The organism is Candidatus Margulisiibacteriota bacterium (assembly GCA_031268855.1).
Lineage (GTDB): Bacteria > Margulisbacteria > Termititenacia > Termititenacales > Termititenacaceae > Termititenax.
In genome coordinates this window covers 1-5,425 of record JAIRWS010000119.1, presented here as the reverse complement: position 1 = coordinate 5,425, position 5,425 = coordinate 1, and the positions used below count along the sequence as shown (strand labels likewise).

The following is a 5,425-nucleotide window of genomic DNA, read 5'->3' as shown; positions in this document are numbered from 1 at the left end:
CTCGACAGCGGTTTTTTTATTGACCGCGATGACCGCCGGGTTGCCGCCCAGAGCGGGATTATTTCGCGCATTCACATCATTGGTGTCCAGAGTTCCAGCATAACCTATGGCCGCCAGCGCTCCGGTAAGGAGAATGGCTTTTTTTAACTTCATTTTTTTGCCTTTCCTGGGAAAACTTTCAGTGTGTCTGGTAAGGTATCCTTGTTTTTGATATTTTTTAAATTGGGAATGTCCCTTAAATTTGAGAAACAAATGTTTTAATTTTTTGTAGCGCCTCCTAAATATTTATTTGCCCGGATCGATAGGCTGGAACACACAGGTGCTCCAACCTGTCGGTCTTTGATTTAAGCCGCGGGCGTGTCTTCCTGAAACAGCCAGGTGGACAAGTAACGCTCGCCGGTGTCAGGCAGCACCACGACGATAGTTTTACCGGCGGATTCCGGCCGCTTGGCCACTTCCAGAGCCGCCCAGAGCGCGGCGCCGCTGGAGATGCCGACCAAAATACCTTCTTTTTTAGCTAATTCTCTGGCCGCGGTTCCGCCGTCCGTGTGCTTGACCTGAATGATCTCATCGATGATCTGCGGATTGAAGACCTGCGGGACAAAACCGGCGCCGATGCCCTGTATCTTGTGCGGGCCGGGTTTGCCGCCGGATAACACCGGCGAGTCTGTCGGCTCCACCGCGATAGCCAGGAGCGCGGGTTTGCGTTTTTTGATGACCTCAGCCGAACCGGTGATCGTGCCGCCAGTGCCCACGCCGCCGACGATGATATCCACCGCGCCGTCCGTGTCATTCCAGATCTCTTCCGCGGTGGTCTGGCGGTGTATTTCCGGATTGGCCGGATTATTAAACTGCTGGGGCACAAAACTATTCGGAATGTTCTGATGCAGCTCCTCAGCTTTTTCGATGGCGCCTTTCATGCCTTTGGCGCCTTCGGTGAGCACCAGCTCCGCGCCGAAAATTTTCAAAAGCTGGCGGCGTTCCAAACTCATCGTGTCCGGCATGGTCAGGATCAATTTGTAGCCTTTGGCCGCGGCCACAAAAGCCAGCGCGATGCCGGTGTTGCCGCTGGTCGGTTCGATAATGACAGTGTCTTTTTGGAGCAGGCCTCTTTTTTCCGCATCCTCGATCAGCGCCAGGCCGATGCGGTCTTTGACGCTGGAGAGGGGATTAAAAGATTCCAGTTTGACCAGCACGGTAGCCTTTAGCCCTTCGGTTAAGCGATTTAATTTGACCAGCGGTGTCTTGCCGATCGTTTTAGTAATGTTCTCATATATTTTGCTCATTTTTTTACTCCTTTTTTATTTTTAAGATCATTGGCCGTTATATTTCAGCCAGCGCTTGCTCGATGTCGGCGATAATATCGTCGATGTGCTCAATGCCGATCGACAGCCGGACAAAATCCGGTGTCACTCCGGTGGCAAGCTGCTCCTCCGCGCTCAACTGCTGATGGGTCGTGCTGGCCGGATGAATGGCTAGAGATTTGGCGTCGCCGACATTGGCCAGATTGGAGAATAATTTGAGATTGTCAATAAATTTTTCGCCAGCCGCCGCGCCGCCTTTGAGACCGAAACCTAATATCGCGCCCGCGCCTTTGGGCAGATACTTTTGCGCTTTTTTATATTCCGGACTGGAGGGCAGTCCCGGATAATTGACCCAGGCTACTTTGGGCTGTTTTTCCAAATGTCGCGCCACAGCCAGCGCGTTCTCCGCATGGCGAACTATACGCAGATGCAAAGTTTCCAGCCCCTGTATAAATAGAAAAGAATTGAACGGCGAAATGGCCGGGCCGATGTCGCGCAAAACTGTCGTGCGTACTTTTAAGATATAAGCCAGATTGCCGAGGGCTTCCACAAAATTGAGGCCGTGATAACTGGGATCGGGATCGGCGATCAGCGGAAATTTGCTTTTACCGTTTTCTTTGACCGCCCAGTTAAATTTGCCGGCGTCCACGATCGCGCCGCCCAGACTGGTGCCGTGGCCGCCGATGAATTTAGTGGCAGAGTAGACCACGATATCCACACCGTGCTGAATAGGCTTGAGCAGATACGGCGAAACGGTGTTGTCCAAAATCACTGGCAGATTATGTTTGTGAGCAATATTTGTCAGCTCGTCCAGATCGGTCACATTGTTTTTGGGATTGCCGATGCTCTCGGCATAGACAGCTTTGGTCTTGTCCGTAATGGCGGCCGCGATGTTTTGCGGGTTGCTGGAATCCACAAATTTTACCGTGATGCCCAGCTTGCGCAGCGTGTGGTGAAATAAATTGTAAGTGCCGCCGTAAAGATTGTCGAAAGAGATGATCTCGTCGCCGGCCTGCGCCAGAGTGATAATGGCCAGCGTGATAGCGGACTGGCCGGAAGCCAGCGCGAGCGCGCCGACGCCGCCGTCCAGCTCGGCCAGACGTTTTTCAAAAACGTCCGAGGTGGGATTCATCAAGCGTCCATAAATATTGCCGAATTTTTTCAGGCCAAAAAGATCAGCCGCGTCTTTGGCGTTCTCGAACACATAAGACGTGGTCTGATAAATCGGCACCGCCCGCGCGTGCGTGGCTGGGTCGACAGTCTGCCCGCCGTGTAATAATATTGTCTCGTCTTTATAAGTCATGTTTTCCTCCTGATTGTTTTTTTTAAACTCATCTTTTTGTCACGATCTAGCCCAAATCTTGATACAATTAAAACACTTTTTTATTCGGCGTTCACCTCCTGAGCAAAAATTTATGCCTCAAATCTTTTAACCAAATACAACAGAAAAACCGCCAATATTTATTTTTTCACCTCTTGCTGGATAGCAATTTATATAATTCCTATCGACATAATATGAATAATAGCGTGTCAACGCAATTTTGTCAAGGGCTATTTGTCTAATTCCTACTCTTTTGGTATAATTTGAATATGCAGGTCTCTTATAAATGTGATTACGCCTTGAAGGTTTTGCTGGAATTGGCTTTGCGCCGCGCTAATGGCGTTATTTCCTCGCAGGAGTTGTCCAAAAAACTGGACATACCGCTGAAGTTTTTGGAGCAGGTGCTCGCGGATCTGCGCAAAGGCGGTTTTATCGAGAGCCGCCGTGGCAATATGGGCGGCTACGCTCTGGCGGCCGCGCCGGAAAAGATCACGCTGGGCGCGGTCGTGCGACACATTGACGGGCCCGTGGAGCCGATCGACTGTCTGAACAGCGCTTACAAAAATTGCCGCGATCTGGAGACCTGCGCTTTTAAGCCGGTCTGGGCTAAAGTGAACAAAGCGGTCACGGATATTATCGACGAAGTTTCGCTGGAAGACATCGCCCATGACGCGCTCAACGCTAGCGCCGCGTTGAATTATTCGATTTGATTAAATAATACTAACTAATCAAATCTTTTAACGCGTTGATAACCGGAATTCCGGCGGAGCCGTAAGTTTTCGGATAAACACGATCGTAATCTCTATGGCCGGGCTGATATTGCTGGAGTAATGAATTGAACCTTATATTGGCATGCTCGTGATCATTGATCATGGTCTGTGTCAGATACAGCAAATCTTTATGCTCCGTATAGTTCGTGGTTTTGCTGGCGGAGATTACCGTGGCCTGAAGCTGTCCGTCTGTGTTCAGGGTAAAAGTCAGGGTCGTATTTTCGCCTTTGCGGAGTGAATTATTCAGCGCAAATTCTATGCTTCGGCCATTGTTTCGTATCCTCTGTCCGTAATTTACGGTTTTGATATTCCATACACCCTGATCACTTAGGGTTTGTGTTACCGGCGCAGGAGCTGGTGCGGGTAGAGGCGCGGGAGCAGGGCGGGGTAGAGGTTGGGGTTTAGGCAGAAGCATTTCCAGATCGATATCATCGTCCTTCATAGGAATGGCGGCAAAAATACCGGATTGGCCAGAGCTGTCATTACCGTAAAATAAAGTGCTACCCGACGAAAGCAAATGGTTCGTCCCGTCTACAAGTAGTTTGTTGGCGTAAATCATTACACTGGTGTCATAATATTTGTTATATTTCGAGATTAATTGCTGAGGGCTGGCTTGAGTATTATATTGTACCGGCAAGCCATTAACATAGTGTTGTTCTGTCGGAATAATGGCGCCGTGTGATGTTTGAGAGTTATAATATTCATCAATAGTTATCACATCTTGTTTTACCGTATTACAGACAAAATTTATTAATATTTGCTCTGCTTCCGAGGCGGAAACATTCATGGTTTGCTGTATGGTATTTAATGCCCTATCCAGGCGTCCATTTAAGTGCCGTCTTAAGATGGCGCTTGGTATGCTGCTATCAAGATCCAGTCTTTGTATAGTAAGCATTCCGTATGGTTCATATTGTCCGCCATAGCTATAACTATAGATAGCTTCTGTTCCTGTTTTCTCATCAAATCTGGTCAACATTTTGGCATACGAGGTGCTTCGCGGGGTGTTTATTAATACAGGGATTAAGCTTCTTGAGCTAATAACATTATTTTGCTGAAAATAAACTGTTTTGTTCTCTATGTGTAATTTTCTAAATATTGTATCTTTTATTTCGGCAAATTTATATATAATAGTCTCATCAGACTGTCTGGGTGAGAGTTTATTATACCTAACGAAAGTTGAGTCTCTGTACCCATACAGATGCTTGGCATTTTCATCACAATACATTATCAAAAACTTTTCGAGGCCGTCAATATATTGCTGTTGCTGTCTAGAATTAGGGCGGTTTAGTTTGTAGCTTAATATGGTTTCCGTCAGAGAAATTTTTGTTTCGAACATAGTCTTTAATAAATTATAGGCATTACGGCTTATAGTTTCATCAGAGTTATTTAACATATGTACAAGATTCGTGCTTCTATCCGGTAAATCCGATAATGCTTGGTCTGGCTTGAGTCCGGCATTAAATAAGTTATATACGAGCATATGGTTATTAACTAAAGCATTAGAAATAGTTTGGCCAATATTATTATTTTGTTCCGATTCAATTAATTGAAACAGCGTATCTGCGAGATTTTTATCATATTTTGCGCTTTCGGAATTCGTATTTTCTCCGCCTGTAAAATAATTGTGTATTGTGTTCAGCAGTGTTGTCAGCCGTCCCTGCCGAACAGCCTCTTTGACGAACTCTCTGCGGTTAAAGAACGGATTATTAAACTCCGCTTTGGTAATCTTACCGTCCGCGCCCAGACCAAAATACTGATCAAACTGCTGGAACGGACTGTTATTGTTTAGTCTGTAAGTTAGTATATCATCTGCCATAAGACTCCTCGTTAAGCTTATTACCCAGATTATATATTTTTATACCTTGCGCGTAGGCGTCGCTCGCGCAGAGGCGCGAGCGGAGGAGGTAGGATTTGAACCCACGGTACCCGCGAGGGCACAACGGTTTTCAAGACCGCCGCAATCGACCACTCTGCCACTCCTCCGAAAGTCAATTGAAATTATACAACAACTGCGAAAATAAAAATAACAC

Annotated in this window: 4 protein-coding genes and 1 tRNA gene; 1 reads left to right on the top strand and 4 read right to left on the bottom strand. The window is 47.0% G+C overall.

Translation table 11 applies throughout. The annotated features are described in order from the left end of the window. Nucleotides 1-344: 344 nt before the first annotated feature. Nucleotides 345-1,286: a cysteine synthase A gene (gene cysK, locus LBJ25_07050; protein MDR1453709.1), complete on the bottom strand. Its 942-nt coding sequence runs from the start codon at nt 1,284-1,286 to the stop codon at nt 345-347. Nucleotides 1,287-1,323: 37 nt separating this feature from the next. Further along, nucleotides 1,324-2,607: an O-acetylhomoserine aminocarboxypropyltransferase/cysteine synthase gene (locus tag LBJ25_07045; protein ID MDR1453708.1), complete on the bottom strand. Its 1,284-nt coding sequence runs from the start codon at nt 2,605-2,607 to the stop codon at nt 1,324-1,326. 287 nt (nt 2,608-2,894) lie between these two features. Between LBJ25_07045 and LBJ25_07040 the strand changes: the two genes are divergently transcribed. Continuing rightward, nucleotides 2,895-3,335 (top strand): Rrf2 family transcriptional regulator, encoded by a 441-nt coding sequence (locus tag LBJ25_07040; protein MDR1453707.1) that lies wholly within the window; start codon nt 2,895-2,897, stop codon nt 3,333-3,335. Between the two features lie 10 nt (nt 3,336-3,345). Here LBJ25_07040 and LBJ25_07035 read toward each other — a convergent pair whose 3' ends face one another. Further along, a complete protein-coding gene (locus LBJ25_07035; protein MDR1453706.1) occupies nt 3,346-5,211 on the bottom strand; it encodes a hypothetical protein in 1,866 nt (621 codons plus the stop codon). An 80-nt stretch (nt 5,212-5,291) separates the two neighbouring features. Further along, a tRNA-Ser gene (locus LBJ25_07030) sits at nt 5,292-5,378 on the bottom strand. Between the last annotated feature and the right edge of the window lie 47 nt (nt 5,379-5,425).